The following is a 21,739-nucleotide window of genomic DNA, read 5'->3' on the forward strand; positions in this document are numbered from 1 at the left end:
TGGCGTTGCATCCTGCATTTTCCTTTCAGCCGCGCAATCAAGGGTTTGCAAAGCGGATGCCAACAATAAAAAGATTATTGTTATTATGATGTTAAATGAAAGTTGATGAAATGGAGTGTGAAAAAGTGGACTAAATGGTCAAAAATGGTGCACAAAAAACAGGCATTCATGTGCATTCTGAGTGCACAGGGTCGAGTCGCCTCGCGCCTTTTGCTATGCTGCTGCCAACCAAAAGGAGAGAGAGAATGGCACAGGGTACGGTGAAGCGGGTCGGTAAACGTACGCAGGCGGTTAATGAGAAGCGACAGGCGATTTTGACAGCGGCGCTGGAGATCTTTTCCCGCGTCGGTTTTCACGGCGCACGGCTGGAGCAGGTCGCCGATGGCGCGGGCGTTTCGAAAACCAATTTACTCTATTACTACCCATCGAAAGAGGCGCTCTATATTGCTGTGTTGCGGCAGATCCTTGATATCTGGCTGGCACCGCTGAAAGCCTTCCGCGCAGATTTCACACCGCTGGTGGCGATTAAGGAGTACATCCGCCTGAAACTAGAGGTTTCACGCGATTATCCGCAGGCATCAAAACTTTTTTGCCAGGAGATGTTGCAGGGTGCGCCGCTGCTAAAAGCGGAGCTGACAGGGGATTTAAAAACGTTGGTGGAGGAGAAGTCGGCCATTATTGCTGGCTGGATCGCCAGCGGTAAACTGGCGGCGGTCGATCCGCATCATCTGATCTTTATGATTTGGGCCTCAACCCAGCACTACGCCGATTTCGCCATTCAGGTGGAAGCCGTTACCGGCGCGACGCTACAAGATGAGGCCTTCTTTCAGCGCACGGTCGATAATGTGCAGCGCATGATCATTGAAGGCATCCGCGTCCGTTAATGGCTGGGCGGCAGTGGGCAACTGACATCACCTTCGCCGCACTGTAGCAGCGAGGCCAGCCAGGCTTCGCGCTCGTTGGTTTTATCGGCCAGACACTGATTTTCCACCATTGGTTGCGCGCTTCCGCCCTCGACGCCGGAACTGACAAAGGCGCAATCGCTGTCGCGCAGCGTTATCCAGGCTTGTTGCGCTTTTTTCAGCAGTGACACCTGCGCGGGAGTGGCGCGCTTGATGGCACTCTGCCAGGTCTGGTTCAATTTTTTATCCGCAGCCTGATATTGTGCGGCGGTACAGCTATTCAGCTCAGCCTGTGTTGAGGCGTTCTCGCACTCGTCTGCGAGCAGCGGGCTGCTCATTAACAGCGCGGTCAGCGCCAGCATGCAACGTTTCATCCTGTCCCCTTCCGTACAAGGCTCTGCTTCAGCCGTTTTATTAGCATAGCTCCGGGGGAATGTCATCTGCAGCGATAAACGCAAGATGCGCCTTACCGGCCAGCCGCACCGCCACAGCGGTGACGTACTCAGGTGCTGATCCCATACGGCATCGCGGACAAATCCAGCGCCAATCCAGCTTTCAGGGCATAATACGTGAACGAATGTAATATGTTTCTGCGACAAGGATCGGTGAGTAATAGCGTTTCCAGTGCGCTGGCATAACGCATGTGCTGCTCCTGCCAAAAGCGAGTGAGGCAGAGACAGGGAGGAGACAGTTTGCCGATGTCGCGTGTGGCCTTAGAACCTATCCCATTAGGCTATTTTATTTGCCATTTTGGTCCTGAGCAGTGCTCACACAAAATGCCATAACATTTTGAACGACGCTTGCGGCGGCCCTTTAGGGCGAGCGAAGCGAGTCATCCTCACGTACTGAGTGTACGCTCCGGTTGTTGCGCGCTGTCCGTGCCCAAACTGGCTGCAACAATACACGCCTACTGGGCCTGGCTCTTACTCGTTTCAGTTCACAAATTTGCAAACTTTTCCCGCCGTTATAGCCATTCATTCAGCGCACAAGTACCTGCTCTTATCTTAAATTGCTAATAAAATGTTAATCAAATGTTTTATTTTTAGTTATTTTTAACATGCGTAATCCTATAAAGTAAGGCAGCATGAGTGTTTTTTACTTAAATTTAACTATCTGTTTTCGAAAATTTAACTTTTGTGGGCGTAAATCACATTTTCCATTTTTACATTATTTTGCCTCTTCCCTTCGTTGTTAATCTCCCCCTCGCGACTTTCCTCTGTCCCCAAGAAAGGTACAACTATGAAATTTAAACTCGCATTACTCAGCGCAACGCTTATTTCTGCCTGCATGGTGTCAGGCCAGTCCGTTGCAGCAGAAAAGTATGAGATCGCGGTGGTTGCAAAAGTGACCGGTATTCCTTGGTTTAACCGCATGGAGACTGGTGTTAACGATGCTGCGAAGAAGCTGAATGTTAACGCTTACCAGACCGGGCCTTCTACCCCGGATCCGGCGCAGCAAGTGAAGGTGATTGAAGATCTGATCGCGAAAAACGTTAACGCCATCATCGTGGTGCCGAACGATGCAAAAGTGCTGGAGCCGGTGCTGAAAAAAGCCCGCGACAAAGGCATTGTGGTGCTGACCCATGAATCCCCGGATCAACAGATTGGCCAGTGGGATATCGAAACCATCGACAGCGAAAAATATGCACAGGCCAACGTTGATGAGTTAGCGAAAGATATGGGCGGTAAAGGTGGTTATGCGATTTACGTCGGTTCACTGACCGTACCGTTGCACAACGCCTGGGCCGATTACGCCATTAAATATCAAAAAGAAAAATACCCGGATATGTTTGAAGTCACCTCGCGTCTGCCGGTGGCTGAAAGCATCGACAAATCCTACGCCACCACCCTCGATTTAATGAAAACCTACCCGCAGATGAAAGGGGTGATCGGTTTTGGTTCGTTGGGGCCGATTGGCGCAGGGCAGGCGGTACAGAAAAAACGCGCGAAAGACAAACTGGCGGTTGTCGGCATTGCTATGCCAGGCCAGGCTGCGCCGTATCTGATGCGTGGCGATATCAAAAAAGCGCTGCTGTGGGACCCGCGTGATGCGGGCTATGCGCTGGTGACGGTCGCTGACCAGTTGTTGCAGGGTAAGGAAGTCACTCCAGATTTGACCATCGACGGGCTGGGCAAAGCCGACGTTGATATGAACAAGAAAGTCATCCGCTTTAACAAAATCCTCGAAGTCACCAAAGATAACGCGCAATCACTCGGCTTCTGATTATTTCAGGCCACACCAGGGAACCGGAGACCGGCCGCAAGGCCGGACTCTTTTTGCAGCACAGATAACCATCGCGCCCCGTACGGGCGCTGGCAGGGGTATTGTCAATGACAGACACCACCGCATTTATCACTCTTGAGAATATCAATAAACAATTTCCGGGCGTGCGTGCGCTGGACAATGTGAACCTGACGCTGGAAAAAGGCGAAGTTCACTGCCTGGCGGGGCAAAACGGTTGCGGTAAAAGCACCATCATCAAAGTGATCTCCGGGGTTTATCAGCCGGAAAAAGGTGCCAGCATTGCCCTGGACGGTAAACTTTTTCACCATCTGACGCCGCAGCTTTCAGCGCATTACGGCATTCAGGTCATTTATCAGGACCTCTCGTTATTCCCCAATTTTAGTGTGGCGGAAAATATCGCCATCCACCGTTATTTGCCCGGCGGCGATATCTGGGTGCGGCGCAGCGCGATGCGTGCGCAAGCGCTGGCCGCGATGGCGCGCATTGGCGTGCGTCTTGATCCGGATAAAAAAGTCGAGAAACTCTCTATCGCCGATCGCCAGTTAGTCGCGATTTGCCGGGCGATTGCTGCCGATGCCCGGCTGGTGATCATGGATGAACCGACCGCATCGCTGACCCGCCAGGAAGTGAATGGGCTGCTGCGTGTGGTGAACGAACTGAAAGCCGCAGGGATCTGCGTGGTCTTCGTCAGCCACCGTCTGGATGAGGTGATGGAAGTGGCCGATCGCATTAGCGTGATGCGCGACGGCAAGCTGATTGGTAGCTGGCCGGCAAACGAACTGGACAGCCACGAGCTGGCGTATCTGATGACCGGACAGCGTTTTCACTACAGCCCGTTACCGGAAAAAGCGCCGGTGGATCAGACACCCATGCTGGAGTTGCGTCATCTGAGCCGCAAAGGCAAATATCGCGACATCAATCTGGCGCTGCGCAGCGGCGAGATCGTCTCCATTGTCGGTTTGTTAGGGGCAGGACGCACCGAACTGTGCATGAGCCTGTTTGGCATGACGCACCCGGAAGATGGCGAGATCCGCATTAACGGGAAGCCGGTGAAACTGCGTAATAACCATGACGCCATTCGTCACGGTATTGGCTACGTTTCGGAAGACCGTCTGACACAGGGGTTGATCATGGATCAGTCGATTTACGACAACACCATCGTCACCGTGTTCGACAAACTGCATACGCGCGGAGGCTTGCTCGATCACGCCAAGGCCGGGCAACTGGTCGCGGAGCTGATTCGCAATCTGAATATCAAAGTCTCCGATGCGCAACTGCCGGTAAAAACGCTCTCCGGCGGTAACGCGCAACGTATTGCCATCGCCAAATGGGTAGCGACTAATCCGCGCATCCTGATCCTCGACTCGCCCACCGTTGGGGTGGATATCGCCAACAAAGAGGGGATCTACCAGATTGCTCGCCAACTGGCGGAGCAGGGGATGGCGGTACTGATGATTTGCGACGAAATACCGGAAGCGTATTACAACAGCCATCGCGTGCTGGTAATGCGCCGGGGTGAACTGGTAGCGGAATTCAATCCGCACCGCTGCACAGAGCAGGAGATTGCCGAGGTGGTCAATGCGTAATACATCTCTTTCCCGCCTTGTCGGGCAACATGAATTCTGGCTTGGTCTGCTGGTGATTGCACTGGCTGTGGGGCTAAGTGTTCGTACCGATGAATTTTTATCACTGGGTAACCTGACAGACGTGGCGACCAGCTACGCCATTCTCGGTATCCTGGCCTGTGGCTTATTTGTGGTGCTTATCTCCGGCGGGATCGATATCTCGTTTCCGGCGATGACGGCGATTGCGCAATATGCGATGGCCAGTTGGGTGATCACCCACGGCGGCAACTTCGCGCTGGCGCTGGCACTAGCCATGGCCGTCGGGCTGTTGCTCGGTTTAGTGAACGGTTTTCTGGTTTACTGGCTGCGCGTCCCGGCGATTATTATCACTATCGCCACGCTGAACGTCTATTACGGGCTGCTGGTGTATGCCACCAAGGGTACCTGGCTGTATGGCTTCCCGGACTGGTTTATGAACGGCATTAACTGGTTCTCTTTCACCGCAGCGGATGGTTATGACTATGGTCTGACGTTGCCGCTGCTGTGCCTGGGGCTGGTGATCATGATTACCGCCGTGCTGATGAATTACACCCGGCTGGGCCGCCAAATTTATGCGATGGGCGGCAACCGCGATGCAGCGTCGCGTCTGGGCCTTAATCTGCTGAAACTGCATTTTTATGTCTACGGCTATATGGGCATTCTGGCCGGTGTGGCGGCAGTGGTACAGGCGCAGATCACCCAGTCCGTTGCCCCAAACTCATTGCTCGGTTTTGAGTTGACGGTGCTGGCGGCGGTGGTGCTTGGCGGCACCAGTATGTCCGGCGGCCGCGGTACGCTCACTGGTACGCTACTGGGGGTGGTACTGCTGGCCTTCCTGCAAAATGGCTTAACACTGCTCGGCGTCTCCTCCTACTGGCACATGGTCTTTAGCGGCGCGATTATTCTCGCCAGCATCAGTGCGACCGCGTGGAATGAAAAACGCAAACTCGCAAGGGAGCTTTAAGATGAAATCAATCGCCAGACTCTTTCCCGGTGATGCCATCATCCGTTTGCAATGCGTGATTATCATCGTTGTTGCGGTGGCCTTTTCCGCGCTGCTCGGCAGTCGCTTTTTCAGCGTCGCCAACTTCCAGTCCATCGGATCACAGCTACCGATCCTTGGCATGCTGGCGCTGGGCATGGGTATCACCATGCTGACCGGCGGTATCAACCTGTCGATTATTGCCAGCGCGAACGCCTGTTCGTTGGTGATGGCCGCAGTAATTGTCACTCATCCCGACGATCCATTGTTTCTCGCGCTGGCGCTGCTGGCTGGTTTGCTGGTGGCCGTGGCGATTGGCGCACTGAATGGCGCGCTGGTGGCGTGGATCGGCGTTTCGCCCATTCTTGCCACGCTCGGCACCATGACGCTGATCTCCGGCCTTAATATTTTGCTCTCCAACGGCACGGTAATTTCCGGCTTTCCGGCCGCGATCCAGTTTCTCGGCAATGCCACGCTGCTCGGTATTCCGGTAGCGCTATTGCTGTTTGTTGTGGTAGCGCTGCTGCTATGGGTCTTGCTGGAACATACTACGCTTGGCCGCAGCCTTTATCTGGTGGGTTCGAACGAACAGGCGACGCGTTTTAGCGGCGTGAATACCCTGCGGGTGCAGGTTTCGGTTTATATCATCTCGGCGCTGTTGGGATGGGTGGCGGCCATTCTGATGATGGCGAAATTCAACTCCGCGAAAGCAGGCTACGGCGAATCTTATCTTCTGGTGACCATTCTGGCGTCAGTGCTGGGTGGGATTAACCCGGACGGCGGCTTCGGGCGCGTACTCGGGCTGGTGCTGGCGCTGGTGGTGCTGCAAATGCTGGAGAGCGGCTTTAACTTGTTGGGTATCAGCAGCTATCTAACGATGGCGCTCTGGGGCGCGGTGCTGATCCTCTTTATCGCATTACAAAATCGTAAAGCCTGATCTCAGGAGAAAAAGAATGGCGAGCTACTTTATTGGTGTGGATGTAGGAACCGGCAGCGCACGAGCAGGCGTCTTTGATTTGACTGGCAGGATGGTCAGCCAGGCGAGCCGGGCCATTGAGATCTATCGTCCGCAGGCCGACTTTGTTGAGCAATCCTCTGACAATATCTGGCTGGCGGTGTGTAACGCCGTGCGTGATGCAGTGAATCAGGCGGATATCAACCCGATCCAGGTTAAAGGCCTGGGTTTTGATGCTACCTGTTCACTGGTGGTGCTCGATAAAGAGGGCAACCCGCTGACGATTAGCCCATCCGGGCGCAGTGAGCAGAATATTATCGTGTGGATGGATCATCGCGCGATCTCGCAGGCCAACCGCATCAACGCCACGCACCATCGGGTGCTGGATTACGTCGGCGGCATTATCTCGCCGGAGATGCAAACTCCCAAGCTGCTGTGGTTAAAACAGCATATGCCAAACACCTGGGCGAACGCTGGTTACTACTTTGATTTGCCTGATTTTCTGACCTGGCGCGCAACAGGCGATGATACCCGCTCGCTTTGCTCGACGGTGTGTAAGTGGACGTACATGGGCCACGAAGACAAGTGGGACAACAGTTATTTTCGTGAAATTGGGCTCGAAGATCTGCTGGAACACGACGCCGAAAAAATTGGCCGCTATGTGAAAACCATGGGCGAACCGTTGGGACGAGGGCTGACGCAGCGCGCGGCAACAGAGATGGGGTTGATGCCAGGCACGGCGGTAAGCGTGTCGATTATTGATGCTCACGCTGGCACGCTCGGTACGCTCGGCGCCAGCGGTGTTTCTGGCGAAGTGGCGGATTTCGACCGGCGTATTGCGCTGATTGGCGGCACCTCTACCGGGCATATGGCGATCTCTGCACAGGCACGTTTTATCGGCGGCGTCTGGGGGCCGTATTACTCGGCGGTGTTACCGGGCTATTGGCTGAATGAGGGCGGGCAATCGGCAACCGGCGCGCTGATCGACCATATTATTCAGTCGCATCCGTGCTACGAAACGCTACTCGGCCAGGCAAAAGCGCAGGGGCAAACCATTTACGAAGTGCTGAACGCATTGCTGCGAAAAATGGCGGGCGAACCGGAGAATATCGCGTTTTTGACGCGTGATATTCATATTTTGCCGTACTTTCACGGCAACCGTTCGCCGCGTGCTAATCCGACATTAACCGGCGTTATCAGCGGGTTAAAGCTATCGCGCACGCCGGAAGATATGGCATTGCAGTACCTGGCGACCATTCAGGCCATTGCGCTGGGTACGCGACATATTATTGAGACCATGAATCAGAGTGGTTACAGCATCGATACGGTGATGGCCAGCGGCGGCGGCACCAAAAACCCGATCTTTGTGCAGGAACATGCCAACGCGACTGGCTGTGCGATGTTGTTGCCGGAGGAGAGCGAAGCGATGTTGCTTGGCGGCGCGATGATGGGTACCGTGGCTGCCGGGGTGTTTGACAGCTTCCCGGAAGCCATGGCAGCGATGAGCCGCATTGGTAAAACGGTCACGCCGCAAACCAACCGTATTAAGCAGTATTACGATCGTAAATACACCGTGTTCCACGAAATGTATCAGGATTATATGAAGTACCGCGCGTTAATGCAGGAGCCGACATGAGCAGTAGCTGGCAGCAGGCCTGCGCCGCATGGCAAATCTACAGCGAAGAGATAGCGGCGCTGAACCGCCATCTTAACGAAACGCAGTGGCAGGCGCTAATGGCGGAGTTACGCGGTTGTCGCGGCAAAATTGCAGTCACCGGCGTTGGCACTTCCGGCATTGCGGCACGCAAAATTGCCCATATGCTGGCCTGCGTTGAGCGTCCGGCGATTTATCTCAACGCCACCGATGCTGCTCACGGCGATTTGGGTTTCCTGGATGCTAATGATCTGCTGATTATGTTGTCGCGTGGCGGAAATTCCGATGAGCTGACGCGGTTGCTGCCCAGTCTGACGGCGAAAGGCGTGGCGCTTATCAGCGTGACGGAAAACCCGGATTCAGCGATAGCCCAGGCCTCACGGTTGGTGATTTCAACCGGCGTTCGCCGCGAGATCGATCCGCTGAACATGCTGGCAACCACCTCGATTGTGCTGGCGCTGGCGATATTCGATGCCGCCTGCGCGTGCCTGATGAGCGAAAGTGGTTATTCGAAGGAGACATTGCTCGCCGTGCACCCCGGCGGTGATGTTGGCTTAACGTTAAGAAATAAAGCGATTTGAAACAATAAATTATACGGTCTGCGGTGTGTTGTGTATTCACTGTCCACCACCCGGAGTGGTGATGGTTTTTCAGGCCCGATAAGCGTAGCGCTATCGGGCCTGTTCACTGGTTTAACCTATGGTCATCAGGCTGGCATTACCACCCGCGGCGGCGGTATTGATGCTTAACGAACGTTCCAGCCACAGGCGTTCGAGCAGGATATGGCTTTCCCCGTGAGCAAAACCCTGCACCGAGACAATTGCGCCGTCGCGTGCGGCCACATTTTCACACAGCGTAACCAGTTGATCGGAATCACCATGGAAAATCACTGCGTCAAATGCCTGCGCCATCAGCGCATCGGCCCTGGCAAACTGGATGCGCGTGCTGACCATCGGCGGAATCTGTTTTGCCAGATCGCGGTGCAGTGTGTCATCCGGCCACAGTAGCTGGCTACCGCAGGCGATTACCGCTGCCAGTTGTACCAGCGCATCCTGTTCGTTATCCGCAACGCAAAGCACGCGTTCGCGCGGTACCAGCGTCCAGCTATTACGCTCACCGGTCGGTCCTGGCAGCAGACGCTGAGTTCCGCTCTGCGCCAGCTCGGCAAACTGACGGCACAAAGCCTGTAATGCCGGACGATCGGTGGCCCATGCGCTGAGCGCTTCCAGCGGTTGCGTCATTGCATTTTTCATCCGGGCATCCAGCGGCGCGGTAGCATCATGGCGGGCGAGCGTTTTCAGTACCGCATTTTCCGGGCGGCTACCGAGCAGGCGATAGAGATAGAGCGGCCCGCCCGCTTTCGGCCCGGTACCGGATAACCCTTCGCCGCCAAACGGTTGCACGCCGACCACTGCGCCAACCATATTGCGGTTAACGTACAGGTTGCCGACGTGTGCGCTGCCGGTCACCTGAGCGATGGTTTCATCAATGCGCGTATGTACGCCGAGTGTCAGACCGTAGCCGGAAGCATTGATCTGCTCAATCAACTGCGGTAATTGATTACGGTTGTAGCGTACTACGTGCAGTACCGGCCCGAAGACCTCTTTCTGAAGCTCGTCGACGCTTTCCAGTTCAATCAGCGTTGGCGCAACGAAGGTGCCGGTACGCCATTCGCGGGCATCTTCGCTGTTTTCACGCACTGCCTGGAATACATTGCGGCCTTTGGCCTGCATCGCCTGAATATGTTTGTCGATATTCGTTTTCGCTTCGGCATCGATCACCGGGCCAATATCGGTGGTCAGACGGCCTGGATTGCCCATCCGGCATTCAGCCATCGCACCGCGCAACATAGCCAACGTGTGATCGGCGATTTCATCTTGCAGACACAGCACGCGCAGCGCCGAGCAACGTTGCCCGGCACTGTCGAATGCGGAGGCCAGCACATCGACAACCACCTGTTCAGTGAGCGCCGACGAATCGACAATCATCGCGTTCATACCGCCAGTTTCAGCGATCAACGGCGTCGGACGGCCCTGCGCATCGAGTCGCGTGGCGATGGTGCGTTGCAACAGGCTGGCCACTTCGGTTGAGCCGGTGAACATCACGCCGCGCACCCGCGCGTCGGAGGTGAGCCGTGCGCCGACGGTTTCGCCACGCCCCGGTAGCAATTGCAATACTCCGGCGGGTACGCCCGCTTCCAGCAGAATGGCCACGCCTTGTGCGGCGATCAGCGGGGTTTGTTCCGCAGGTTTAGCCAGCACGCTGTTACCCGCCGCCAGCGCGGCGGCGATTTGTCCGGTAAAGATCGCCAGCGGGAAGTTCCACGGGCTGATACAGACCACCGGCCCTAACGGGCGATGGGTTTCGTTATCAAAATCAGCGCTGACCTGGCCTGCGTAATAGCGCAGAAAATCCACTGCTTCACGCACTTCGGCAATCGCGTTGCTGAAAGTTTTCCCGGCTTCACGTACCAGAATGCCCATCAACTGCGGCATTTGATCTTCCATCAGCACGGCGGCGCGTTGCAGAATGGCGGCACGTTCCTGCGGCGGTGTGGCGAACCAGATGGGCGCATGATTAACCGCATTATTCAGCGCCTGTTCCATAATTTCATCACGGGCTTCCACCACATAACCCACCACATCTTTCGGCTCTGCCGGGTTGATCACCGCGAGTGGTTCGCCTTCCATCACCATCTGCTCCAGCATCGGACGGGCATACCATTTTTGCGTGGCGCTGTTCAGCAACGAAGAAGAGAGCGATGCCAGTCGGTGCTCGTTCGCCAGATCCAGACCGGCGGCGTTGATGCGTCCTTCACCATACAGGGCGCGGGGTAGTGGGATCTTCGGATGCGGCAGACCCACCTGGCCTTCCTGAGCGGCCAGTTTTTCCGCTTCCGCCACCGGGTCGGCCACCAGCGCATCGAGCGGTAATGTTGTATCGGCAATGCGGTTAACAAACGAGGTGTTGGCACCGTTTTCCAGTAGACGCCTCACCAGGTAGGCCAGCAGGGTTTCATGCGTACCAACCGGTGCATAAATGCGGCATGGCCGGTTCAGTTTGCCGTCGGCAATTTTCCCCACGACCTGTTCGTACAGCGGTTCGCCCATGCCATGCAAACACTGGAATTCGTACTGCCCTGGGTAGTAGTTTTGTCCGGCAAGCTGGTAAATCGCCGCCAGCGTATGGGCGTTGTGAGTGGCGAACTGCGGGTAGATCAGGTTCGGCACCGCGAGTAATTTTTTTGCGCAGGCGAGGTAAGAGACATCGGTATACACCTTGCGCGTGTAAACCGGATACCCCTCCAGTCCCTCCATTTGCGCACGTTTGATTTCGCTGTCCCAGTAAGCGCCTTTGACCAGGCGGACCATCAGACGGCGGCGGCTGCGGGTTGCCAGGTCAGTCAGGTAATCAATGACAAACGGGCAACGCTTCTGGTAGGCCTGAATCACAAAGCCGATACCGTTCCAGCCTGCTAACTCTGGCTCAAAGCAGAGTTTTTCCAGCAAATCGAGGGAAATTTCCAGACGATCGGCCTCTTCGGCATCAATATTGATACCAATATCGTACTGGCGCGCCAGCAGGGTGAGGGATTTCAGGCGTGGATAAAGCTCTTCCATCACGCGGTCATACTGCGCACGGCTGTAACGCGGATGCAGAGCAGAAAGTTTAATTGAAATGCCCGGCCCTTCATAGATCCCGCGACCATTGGACGCCTTACCGATAGCGTTGATGGCCTGCTGATAGGAAACCATATAAGCCTGCGCATCAGCGGCGGTGAGTGCCGCTTCGCCCAGCATATCGTAGGAGTAGCGGAAACCTTTCTCTTCCAGCTTGCGGGCATTCGCCAGCGCTTCAGCGATGGTTTCTCCGGTGACAAACTGTTCGCCCATCAGGCGCATTGCCATATCCACGCCTTTGCGGATCAGCGGCTCGCCGCTTTTCCCGATAATGCGGTTCAGGGCGTGCGAAAGATTCGCTTCGTTGTGCGTAGAAACCAGCCGCCCGGTAAACAGCAGACCCCAGGTCGCAGCATTGACGAACAGCGACGGGCTGCGGCCAATATGCGACTGCCAGTTGCCGTTGCTGATTTTGTCGCGGATCAACGCGTCGCGGGTGGCTTTATCCGGGATGCGTAGCAGCGCTTCTGCCAGACACATCAGCGCCACACCTTCCTGCGAAGAGAGCGAAAATTCCTGCAACAGGCTTTGCACCATGCCAGCACGGCCGGAAGCGGTTTTCTGATTACGTAATTTTTCCGCTAACTGATAAGCCAGTTGATGGGCATTTTCCGCTACCTGCTGCGGCAAACGAGCCTGCTCCAGCAGCATCGGCACCGCATCGGTTTCCGCCCAGCGCCAGGCACCGGTAATAGCGGCACGGGAAACAGACTGCGGCAGGATCTGCTCGGCAAAATCGAGGAACGGCTGGTGGTTCTCGTCAGTCGGTACACCGCTTTCCTCATCCTGCGACGCAGCCCCTGGCGCGGCGGTCAGTTCCGGTAACCCTTCGCTGCGCTCCAGTTTCTCCAGATAATTAAAAATGGCCTGTTTAATTAACCAGTGCGGCGTACGGTCGATCGTTGCTGCGGCGGCTTTAATCCTTTCGCGCGTAGCGTCATCAAGCTTGACCCCCATCGTGGTGGTGCCCATGCTTTGCTCCTGTTTTTTTGGCTATTTTGCTGTTCAGGCAGAAATATCCACCATGTTGCAACTTTGTGCAACCTTGTTAAATGTGACCTGGCTGGCAAGGTTAAAAATGAAATAAATGTTAATTACTGGTAACGGGGGATGGCGCTGGATAATTCACTGGCCAGGTAGGTTTTATGCGGTGGATAACACTTTTAAAAGGTGCAACCTTGAAAAGTGTGACAGAGTACAACCTATCGCAAAATGCTATCAAGCTCAGGATGAATTTGATGTAAATGCTGTGTTAAATCAATTGTGAATAAGTGAGGCTTCCGGCAGGATACGGCGCTTCTGATAATCAACACGCCCCATCACTACGTTCCGGTGATGGATAAAGCAGCAACATGATTTTGCTGACGAAGAATCTGGAGACTTCTTAATGGCAATGAGCACACCGATGCTGGTGACTTTTCTTGTTTATATCTTTGGCATGATATTGATCGGTTTTTTCGCCTGGCGTTCGACGAAGAATTTTGACGATTATATTCTCGGCGGCCGCAGCCTGGGGCCGCTGGTCACCGCGCTTTCAGCCGGGGCGTCCGATATGAGTGGCTGGTTGCTGATGGGGCTGCCGGGCGCGATTTTTATCTCCGGAATTTCGGAAAGCTGGATCGCCATTGGCCTGACGCTGGGGGCGTGGGTCAACTGGAAACTGGTGGCCGGGCGTCTGCGCGTGCATACTGAGGCGAACAATAATGCGCTGACATTACCGGATTATTTCACCGGTCGTTTTGAAGATAAAAGCCGTCTGCTGCGCATTATTTCCGCCGTAGTGATACTTGTCTTCTTCACTATTTATTGTGCTTCCGGTATTGTGGCGGGCGCACGTCTGTTCGAAAGCACCTTCGGCATGAGCTATGAAAGCGCGCTCTGGGCTGGCGCGGCAGCCACCATTATTTACACCTTTATTGGCGGCTTCCTGGCGATTAGCTGGACCGATACGGTGCAGGCCAGTCTGATGATTTTCGCGCTGATCCTGACGCCGGTGATTGTCATTATTACGGTGGGCGGTTTCGGTGATTCGCTGGAAGTAATTAAGCAAAAAAGCATCGAAAACGTCGACATGCTGAAGGGGCTGAATTTTGTCGCCATCCTGTCGTTGATGGGCTGGGGGCTGGGTTATTTTGGTCAGCCGCATATTCTGGCGCGCTTTATGGCCGCTGATTCCCACCACACAATTGTGCATGCGCGCCGTATCAGCATGACCTGGATGATCCTCTGCCTGGCCGGTGCGGTCGCCGTGGGTTTCTTTGGCATCGCCTGGTTCAGTAACAACCCGTCGCTGGCGGGCGCGGTCAATCAGAACTCCGAACGCGTGTTTATCGAGCTGGCGCAACTGTTGTTCAACCCGTGGATTGCGGGCGTGCTGCTTTCTGCCATCCTCGCGGCGGTAATGTCGACGCTGAGCTGCCAGTTGCTGGTTTGCTCCAGTGCGATCACCGAAGATTTCTACAAAGCGTTTTTGCGTAAAGGCGCCGGCCAGACTGAGCTGGTGTGGGTGGGGCGCGCAATGGTACTGCTGGTGGCGGTAATCGCTATTGCGCTGGCGGCAAACCCGGAAAACCGCGTGCTGGGACTGGTAAGTTACGCGTGGGCTGGTTTCGGCGCGGCATTTGGCCCGGTGGTGCTGTTCTCGGTGATGTGGTCGCGGATGACCCGCAACGGCGCGCTGGCGGGGATGATTATTGGCGCAGTAACGGTCATTATCTGGAAACACTACGGCTGGCTGGATCTGTATGAAATCATTCCGGGCTTTGTGTTCGGCAGCCTGGGTATTGTGGTGTTCAGCCTGTTGGGCAAAGCGCCTTCCGCGGCGATGCAGCAGCGTTTTGCCGAGGCCGATGCGCATTACCACTCGGCACCGCCGTCCCGTTTACAGGCGGAATAACACGCCATTGACGAAAAACCCGCAGCGGCGGGTTTTTCTATTGCTAAATAATTGTAATTACGCTGTTATCTCAGAACAAATAACAATGAGGATAGCAATATGAAGTTAAAGACAGGGTTCACCGCGCTGGTGGTTGCAGGTTTGCTGGCAGGCTGCGCGGTGCCGACAGCGAAACAGAGCGTGAATATGCAAACCTGCAAGGTTGAAAACCAAATGCAACAAACCACGCTCTATTACGGTTTAACTCGACAGGGCGGTAAATTGATTACCGCTCAGGAGTGGCAACAGTATGTGGATAACGATGTTACACCGCGTTTTCGTGATGGTTTAACGACTTTCGATGCCCAGGGGCAATGGCTGGGCAGCAACGGGAAAGTGACGAAAGAACCGAGCAAGGCGCTGATGCTTATCCACAGCGTGGACGCACAAACTAATGCGAAAATTGATACATTGCGCGAGATTTATAAATCACACTTCGCACAGGAATCGGTGATGCGCGTGGATCAGCCGGTTTGCGTTCAGTTCTGATTTGAAACCCCTCTCCCGCAGGCGAGAGAGGGGGAAGCCCCTTACAGCACGATACCCGCAAAAGCGGCGGAGAGCAGGCTTACCAGTGTTGCCCCGTAGACCAGGCGCAGGCCAAAGCGGGAGACCGAATTGCCTTGCTGCTCATTCAACCCCTTAATGGCGCCCGCGACGATGCCAATTGAGGCAAAGTTGGCAAATGACACCAGGAACACTGACAAAATCCCCAATCCGCGCGGCGTCATCTGTGCGGCGATTTTTTGCAGTTCAATCATCGCCACAAATTCATTAGCCACCAGCTTGGTAGCCATGATGCTGCCAGCATGCAGCGCATCACTGAGTGGAATACCTATCAACCAGGCTAACGGATAGAAAACATAGCCGAGGATTTGCTGGAAACTGATACCGAATAGCGCAGAGAAAAGGGCGTTAACGGCGCTAATCAGGGCGATAAAGCCGATCAGCATTGCCAGAATAATCATCGCTACTTTGAAACCTGCCAGAATATACTCACCGAGCATTTCAAAGAAACTTTGCGATTCGTGGAGTTTTTCCAGTTTTATTTCGGCTTCCGCTTCCGGGCGCGCGGGATTAATGACCGACAGCACGATAAAAGTGCTGAACATATTCAGGATCAACGCTGCGACCACATATTTCGCATCCAGCATGGTCATATACGCGCCGACGATTGACAGCGAAACCGTCGACATTGCCGTGGCGGCCATGGTGAACAGGCGGCGTGAAGAGAGGTCGCCGAGTATCCCTTTGTAGGCAATGAAGTTTTCGGACTGACCAAGAATCAGCGAACTGACGGCGTTAAAAGATTCCAGCTTGCCCATACCATTCAGTTTCGACAGCAGGGTGCCGATCAGACGAATAAAAAAAGGCAGGATGCGCCAGTGCTGCAAAATGCCGATCAACGCCGAAATAAAAACGATGGGGCACAGTACACCAAGGAAAATAAATGCCAGCCCTTTTTCGCTCATGCCGCCGAAAACAAAACCCGTGCCTTCAGCAGCGAATTTCAGCAGCGCTTCGAAGAAACTGGAAACATATTTAATCAGCGTTAACCCGCTTTGCGCATGCAGGAAAAACCAGGCCAGCACTATTTCGATGACGATCAATTGCAGAATAAAGCGAAAACGAATTTGTCGCCGATCGAAACTCACCAGCCAGGCGAGCGCGAGGATCACGACCAGCGCCAGCAGAAAGTGTAGAAAGTTAATCATATCTCTAATTTTGCAGATAAATGGGGGAAGTATTTAGCCATAGCCGCAAGGTGCGGTAAACATAAAGTTAATGTTTTGTAAGCTAAGTTGTTGCTTTATTTCAACCCTTTCTGCATAAGGGCCGCTTCGCCAGGGTTAGCCTGCTATCCGTTTACATCCAGTTATTATTCTCGTCATATTTCGCTTGAGTTTCTCGTTTTCGTAATGATAATCACTATCAATGTAATTTACTTTTCTTTGCAACCATTGACCGCACATGACTCAGGGGCGTTCTCCATGTTTGTTCCATTTCTTATTATGTTGCGTGAAGGCCTCGAAGCGGCGCTGATCGTCAGTCTGATTGCCAGTTACCTGAAACGAACCCAGCGCGGACGCTGGATTGGGGTGATGTGGATTGGCGTTTTTCTTGCCGCCGCGCTCTGCCTCGGACTAGGGATTGCCATTAACGAAACTACCGGCGAGTTTCCACAGAAAGAGCAGGAGCTGTTTGAGGGAATTGTCGCGGTGATTGCCGTCGTGATCCTCACCTGGATGGTGTTCTGGATGCGCAAGGTGTCGCGTAACGTCAAAGTACAGCTTGAGCAGGCGGTAGATAACGCGCTGGCACGCAGTAATCATCACGGTTGGGCGCTGATTTTGATGGTTTTTTTCGCCGTCGCGCGTGAAGGGCTGGAATCGGTGTTCTTTCTGTTGGCGGCATTCCAGCAAGATCTCGGTATCTGGCCGCCGCTTGGCGCAATGCTTGGGCTGGCAACAGCCGTAGTGCTGGGCTTTCTGCTCTACTGGGGCGGGATCCGCCTTAATCTCGGCGCATTTTTCAAATGGACCAGTCTGTTTATCCTGCTGGTGGCCGCCGGCCTGGCGGCTGGCGCTATCCGCGCTTTCCATGAAGCCGGTTTGTGGAATCAATTCCAGAATCTGGCTTTCGATTTAAGCAATGTGCTCACCACGCATTCGCTGACGGGAACCTTGCTGGAAGGCATTTTTGGTTATCAGGAAGCACCGAGCGTTAGTGAAGTCTTTGTCTACTTTGCCTATTTGATCCCGGTGCTGGTGCTGTTTGTTTTGTCTCCACGCTCAGGTGCGCAGCCTTCGCAGGCAGCCTCCTGATGATTTTCACTGCTTTGTAGTTACAACATACTTATTTAAGGGAAGGGTCATGGTTATTCATTTTCGTCGTAGTGCTTTGCAGGTAGGGATCGCGGCGCTGATGTCTTGCGCTTTCGGGGTACAAGCTGCGGATGTTCCGCAGGTGAAGGTCACGGTAACGGACAAGCAGTGTGAGCCGATGAGCCTGACCGTTAACGCGGGTAAAACGCAGTTCATTATCGTCAACCACAGCCAGAAAGCGCTGGAATGGGAGATCCTTAAGGGAGTGATGGTGGTGGAAGAGCGTGAAAACATCGCACCGGGCTTCAGCCAGAAACTGACCGCCACTCTGCAACCAGGCGAATATGATATGACCTGCGGCCTGCTCACTAACCCGAAAGGGAAACTGATAGTCGAAGGCTCGGCAACCGCAGATGCGGCAAAAGGCGATGCATTGTTGAGCCTGAGCGGGGCCATTACTGCGTATAAAGCCTATGTTGTGGCGGAAACCGCGCAGTTGGTTTCCGGCACGAAAGCCTTTACCGACGCGGTAAAAGCTGGGGATATTGAAAAAGCGAAAGCACTGTATGCACCAACCCGCCAGCACTATGAACGTATCGAACCGATTGCTGAGCTCTTCTCCGATCTGGATGGCCGCATTGATGCCCGTGAAGATGATTACGAGCACAAAGCGGACGATCCGAAGTTCACCGGTTTCCATCGCCTGGAAAAAGCCCTGTTTGGCGATAACAGCACCAAAGAGATGGGCAAATATGCTGATCAGCTCAACAGCGATGTGCTGGAGCTGCAAACGCGTATTAACGAACTGGCTTTCCCGCCGTCAAAAGTGGTGGGCGGGGCCACCGATTTGATTGAAGAAGTCGCGGCCAGCAAAATCAGCGGCGAAGAAGATCGTTACAGTCACACCGATCTGTGGGACTTCCAGGCCAACGTTGATGGTGCACAGAAAATTGTCGATCTGCTGCGTCCACAACTGCAAAAAGAGAATGCGGAGTTGCTGGCGAAAGTCGATGCCAACTTCAAGAAAGTGGATACCATTCTGGCGAAATACCGCATTAAAGATGGCTATGAGACGTACAACAAGCTAACTGACACCGACCGTAATGCGTTGAAAGGGCCGATTACCACCTTGGCGGAAGATCTGGCGCAACTACGCGGCGTGCTTGGGCTGGATTAACAATATGAAGCAACATGATGATCATGGCGTCAGTGAACCTTCGCGCCGCCGTTTATTGAAAGGGATGGGCGCGCTGGGAGGCGCGCTCGCAATAGCTGGCGGATGTCCGGTTGCCTATGCAGCAAAACCACAAACTGCACCGGGAACGCTGTCGCCGGATTCGCGGATGGAAAAGCAGCCTTTTCTCGGGGCGCATCAGGCCGGGATTTTGACGCCGCAGCAGGCATCAATGATGTTGGTGGCCTTTGATGTGCTGGCTACGGATAAAGCCGATCTTGAACGTTTGTTTCGCTTACTGACACAGCGCATCACTTTTCTCACTTCCGGCGGCCCGGCCCCTGATACGCCAAACCCGCGGTTACCGCCAATGGATTCCGGCATTCTCGGGCCGTATATCGCGCCGGATAATCTGACGGTCACTGTTTCCGTTGGTCACTCTCTGTTTGATACGCGTTTTGGTTTGCAGGCGCAGATGCCGAAAAAGCTGCAAAAGATGGAACGTTTCCCCAATGATTCACTGGATGCGGCACTGTGCCACGGCGATTTACTGATCCAGATTTGCGCCAACACACAGGATACGGTGATTCACACGCTGCGCGATCTCATTAAGCACACGCCGGATTTACTCAGCGTGCGCTGGAAGCGGGAAGGATTTATCTCCGATCATGCGGCGCGCAGTAAAGGCAAAGAGACACCGGTGAATCTGCTGGGATTTAAAGATGGTACTGCCAACCCGGACAGTAGCGATAATGCGTTGATGAATGAAGTCGTCTGGGTCACCGGCGAGCAAGGTGAACCGACCTGGGCCATTGGCGGCAGTTATCAGGCGGTGCGGATTATCCAGTTCCATGTTGAGTTCTGGGATCGCACGCCGCTGAAAGAGCAACAAACGATTTTTGGGCGTGATAAGCACACTGGTGCGCCGCTGGGCATGCAGAAAGAACATGATGTTCCGGATTACACGAACGATCCGGGTGGTGATGTGATTGCTCTTGACAGCCACATTCGTCTGGCGAACCCGCGTACTAAAGAGACACAATCAAGTCTGATGATGCGCCGGGGCTATAGCTATTCACTGGGAGTGACGAACTCTGGTCAACTTGATATGGGCTTGCTGTTTGTCTGTTATCAGCACGATCTGGAAAAAGGTTTTCTGACGGTGCAAAAACGGCTTAACGGCGAGGCGCTGGAAGAGTATATCCGCCCGATTGGCGGCGGCTATTTTTTTGTTTTGCCCGGCGTGCAAGATGCCAATCACTATCTCGCCCAATCTCTACTCGAAGCGTAAAGATCCTATCCTGCTCGCTAGCGGGCAGGATATTCTATCATCTGTTGCATTTTGACATGCTTTTTCTGCCATCCAGTTATCATTTTTTCGTATGAGAAAGTATCTGTTATCTTTCTGTAATATTCATATCAGACACTCTTTGCAATCATTCGGAGCGCTTGCACGTTATGGGTGGGTAAAAATAATGTTGCAAGCAGGCGAAGTTTTGATGTAATTAGTTTAAAGCGTTTTTCCCTGCGGTGATGAAGTTCTTCAGGAGATCGCGGATGGTAAAGTCCTGTAGCGGACACTCAAAAAGACCACGTAAGACCCGGCACGGAGAGACCCCCTCCGGCAACGACTTCTTCGCCCCTGAATTTTCCTCCTCTTTTGTTATACCCTATTTCAACGATGTGACCGGCGATGCTGCCTGTCGCTCAGCCACATCATATTCAAAGGCAAGACAAGGCTTACAAGGAAGCCAACCCTCAGACGTTTGTGCGCATAGTCGTGTCGAAACGGACGCGCGTGATGTAAACCAACAACTCAAGGTGCTATCCATGGGAAGACAAAAAGCAGTGATCAAAGCTCGTCGTGAAGCGAAACGCGTGCTGAGACGTGATTCACGCAGCTATAAACAACGTGAAGAAGAGTCGGTCACCTCGCTTGTGCAGATGAGTGGCGTAGAAGCAATTGGCATGGCGCGGGACAGCCGTGATACCTCTCCGATTGCCGCTCGCAATGAAGCTCAAGCGCACTACCTGAATGCTATCGAGAGTAAACAACTGATCTTCGCAACCGGTGAAGCGGGATGCGGGAAAACGTGGATTAGCGCGGCGAAAGCGGCGGAAGCGCTGATTCATAAGGACGTGGAAAGGATTATTGTTACCCGGCCGGTTCTGCAAGCTGACGAAGATCTCGGCTTCTTACCCGGCGATATTTCGGAGAAGTTCGCGCCATATTTCCGGCCCGTCTATGACGTGCTGGTTAAACGCCTTGGCGCGTCCTTTATGCAATACTGCCTGCGTCCAGAGATTGGTAAGGTGGAAATCGCGCCGTTCGCCTATATGCGCGGACGTACATTCGAAAATGCGGTCGTCATTCTTGATGAGGCTCAGAACGTCACCGCTGCGCAAATGAAGATGTTTTTGACTCGCCTCGGGGAAAACGTGACGGTAATCGTCAACGGCGATATCACCCAGTGCGACCTGCCTTCCGGAGTTAAATCGGGGCTGAGCGATGCGCTGGCGCGTTTTGAGGATGATGAGATGATTGGCGTGGTACGTTTTAATAAAGATGACTGCGTACGCTCAGCTCTCTGTCAGCGCACGCTGCTGGCTTATGATTGATGCTATCTCAACTCAAGAGCCCGGCTTTTGCCGGGTTTTTTTTGAATGATGGCGGTGAGGGGGGGATTGACTCGCTTCGCTCGCCCGGCGGGCAGCCCACTCATGTTATTCGTGGTCTGTCCAACGGGCAGTTGCCCGTTGTCGAACCCCGGTCGGGGGTTCTCA

16 protein-coding genes are annotated in these 21,739 nt (G+C 54.1%); 13 read left to right on the forward strand and 3 right to left on the reverse strand.

The annotated features are described in order from the left end of the window. The first annotated feature begins 245 nt into the window (after positions 1 to 245). The gene (gene rutR, locus GA0061070_RS12445; RefSeq protein ID WP_090136445.1) at positions 246 to 884 is read left to right on the forward strand and encodes an HTH-type transcriptional regulator RutR; all 639 of its coding nucleotides are present in this window, start codon (positions 246 to 248) and stop codon (positions 882 to 884) included. Here the strand turns inward: rutR and GA0061070_RS12450 are convergent. Then, complete coding sequence (locus GA0061070_RS12450) at positions 881 to 1,276, reverse strand: lysozyme inhibitor LprI family protein (RefSeq protein ID WP_090136446.1); 396 nt, start codon at positions 1,274 to 1,276, stop codon at positions 881 to 883. The genes rutR and GA0061070_RS12450 overlap by 4 nt on opposite strands. A gap of 865 nt (positions 1,277 to 2,141) precedes the next feature. On the opposite strand from GA0061070_RS12450, the gene GA0061070_RS12455 reads away from it, so the two are divergent. From GA0061070_RS12455 to GA0061070_RS12480, 6 genes are all read left to right on the forward strand, one after another. Continuing rightward, the gene (locus GA0061070_RS12455; RefSeq protein ID WP_090136447.1) at positions 2,142 to 3,125 is read left to right on the forward strand and encodes an autoinducer 2 ABC transporter substrate-binding protein; all 984 of its coding nucleotides are present in this window, start codon (positions 2,142 to 2,144) and stop codon (positions 3,123 to 3,125) included. A gap of 107 nt (positions 3,126 to 3,232) precedes the next feature. After that, a complete protein-coding gene (locus GA0061070_RS12460; RefSeq protein WP_090136448.1) occupies positions 3,233 to 4,732 on the forward strand; it encodes a sugar ABC transporter ATP-binding protein in 1,500 nt (499 codons plus the stop codon). Further along, complete coding sequence (locus tag GA0061070_RS12465; RefSeq protein ID WP_090136449.1) at positions 4,725 to 5,714, forward strand: ABC transporter permease; 990 nt, start codon at positions 4,725 to 4,727, stop codon at positions 5,712 to 5,714. Before GA0061070_RS12460 ends, GA0061070_RS12465 begins: the two co-directional genes overlap by 8 nt. 1 nt (position 5,715) lies before the next feature. Next, positions 5,716 to 6,669, forward strand: coding sequence for an ABC transporter permease (locus GA0061070_RS12470; protein ID WP_090136450.1), 954 nt, complete (start codon positions 5,716 to 5,718; stop codon positions 6,667 to 6,669). Between the two features lie 16 nt (positions 6,670 to 6,685). Further along, entirely contained in the window at positions 6,686 to 8,323 is a 1,638-nt protein-coding gene (locus GA0061070_RS12475) for an FGGY-family carbohydrate kinase (RefSeq protein WP_090136451.1), read from the forward strand. After that, positions 8,320 to 8,922 carry a KpsF/GutQ family sugar-phosphate isomerase gene (locus tag GA0061070_RS12480; protein ID WP_090136452.1) on the forward strand — a complete coding sequence of 201 codons (603 nt, stop codon included), beginning with the start codon at positions 8,320 to 8,322 and terminating at the stop codon, positions 8,920 to 8,922. The genes GA0061070_RS12475 and GA0061070_RS12480 overlap by 4 nt, the downstream gene beginning before the upstream one ends. Positions 8,923 to 9,033: 111 nt before the next feature. Here the strand turns inward: GA0061070_RS12480 and putA are convergent, their stop codons facing one another. Further along, a complete protein-coding gene (gene putA / locus GA0061070_RS12485; protein WP_090136453.1) occupies positions 9,034 to 12,993 on the reverse strand; it encodes a trifunctional transcriptional regulator/proline dehydrogenase/L-glutamate gamma-semialdehyde dehydrogenase in 3,960 nt (1,319 codons plus the stop codon). A gap of 415 nt (positions 12,994 to 13,408) precedes the next feature. Here putA and putP point away from each other — a divergent pair, with 415 nt between their 5' ends. Both putP and GA0061070_RS12495 read left to right on the forward strand, forming a co-directional pair. Further along, the gene (putP, locus tag GA0061070_RS12490; protein ID WP_090136454.1) at positions 13,409 to 14,917 is read left to right on the forward strand and encodes a sodium/proline symporter PutP; all 1,509 of its coding nucleotides are present in this window, start codon (positions 13,409 to 13,411) and stop codon (positions 14,915 to 14,917) included. Positions 14,918 to 15,016: 99 nt separating this feature from the next. Beyond that, the gene (locus tag GA0061070_RS12495; RefSeq protein ID WP_090136455.1) at positions 15,017 to 15,445 is read left to right on the forward strand and encodes a DUF3574 domain-containing protein; all 429 of its coding nucleotides are present in this window, start codon (positions 15,017 to 15,019) and stop codon (positions 15,443 to 15,445) included. Between the two features lie 41 nt (positions 15,446 to 15,486). Here the strand turns inward: GA0061070_RS12495 and GA0061070_RS12500 are convergent, their stop codons facing one another. Then, complete coding sequence (locus GA0061070_RS12500) at positions 15,487 to 16,671, reverse strand: NupC/NupG family nucleoside CNT transporter (protein WP_090136456.1); 1,185 nt, start codon at positions 16,669 to 16,671, stop codon at positions 15,487 to 15,489. A 276-nt stretch (positions 16,672 to 16,947) separates the two neighbouring features. On the opposite strand from GA0061070_RS12500, the gene efeU reads away from it, so the two are divergent. The 4 genes from efeU (at position 16,948) to phoH (ending at position 21,574) form a co-directional block, all read left to right on the forward strand. After that, positions 16,948 to 17,781 (forward strand): iron uptake transporter permease EfeU, encoded by an 834-nt coding sequence (gene efeU, locus GA0061070_RS12505; protein WP_090136457.1) that lies wholly within the window; start codon positions 16,948 to 16,950, stop codon positions 17,779 to 17,781. A gap of 49 nt (positions 17,782 to 17,830) precedes the next feature. Further along, on the forward strand, positions 17,831 to 18,958 hold the full coding sequence (efeO, locus tag GA0061070_RS12510) for an iron uptake system protein EfeO (RefSeq protein WP_090136458.1): 1,128 nt from the start codon (positions 17,831 to 17,833) through the stop codon (positions 18,956 to 18,958). Positions 18,959 to 18,962: 4 nt separating this feature from the next. Then, a complete protein-coding gene (efeB, locus tag GA0061070_RS12515) occupies positions 18,963 to 20,246 on the forward strand; it encodes an iron uptake transporter deferrochelatase/peroxidase subunit (RefSeq protein WP_090136459.1) in 1,284 nt (427 codons plus the stop codon). A gap of 539 nt (positions 20,247 to 20,785) precedes the next feature. Continuing rightward, positions 20,786 to 21,574, forward strand: a complete 789-nt coding sequence (gene phoH / locus GA0061070_RS12520; RefSeq protein ID WP_208598170.1) for a phosphate starvation-inducible protein PhoH — start codon at positions 20,786 to 20,788, stop codon at positions 21,572 to 21,574. Positions 21,575 to 21,739 lie beyond the last annotated feature (165 nt).

The organism is Kosakonia oryziphila (genome assembly GCF_900094795.1).
GTDB lineage: Bacteria > Pseudomonadota > Gammaproteobacteria > Enterobacterales > Enterobacteriaceae > Kosakonia > Kosakonia oryziphila.